The sequence below is a fragment of the Methylophaga sp. UBA4204 genome (assembly GCF_002379485.1).
Classification (GTDB): domain Bacteria; phylum Pseudomonadota; class Gammaproteobacteria; order Nitrosococcales; family Methylophagaceae; genus Methylophaga.
This window is the reverse complement of sequence record NZ_DFTU01000072.1, coordinates 20,303-20,670: the sequence shown is the minus strand read 5'-3', so window position 1 is coordinate 20,670 and position 368 is coordinate 20,303. Positions and strand designations below refer to the sequence as shown.

Annotated in this window: 1 protein-coding gene; it reads right to left on the bottom strand. The window is 47.8% G+C overall.

Annotated features, from left to right (window positions below; translation table 11 throughout):
- Window positions 1-44: 44 nt before the first annotated feature.
- Window positions 45-368 (bottom strand): M24 family metallopeptidase (locus tag B3182_RS10440; RefSeq protein WP_292752688.1); only part of this gene is annotated, 324 nt, incomplete at its 5' end.

Here is a 368-nt window from a genome sequence, read left to right as displayed (position 1 = left end):
AACTCCCAGACAGATTGTGCAGCAATTGCCATGGTTGATTGCTCCTATGAGCGTTCTTCGTCCCGAAGGGTTAGAATTTCATGACCATCATCAGTCACCAGAATAGTGTGCTCCCACTGTGCAGACAAAGAACGATCTTTGGTCACTACGGTCCAGCCATCCGGAAGCTGACGTACCTGTCGTTTACCGGCATTGATCATCGGTTCAATGGTAAATGTCATGCCGGTTTGTAATGTCATCCCGGTATCCGGCATCCCGTAATGCAAAACTTGAGGCTCTTCATGAAAGACCTGCCCAATGCCATGTCCACAATATTCTCTGACAACTGAAAAATGCTCATTCTCCGCGTGTTGCTGAATAGCATGACC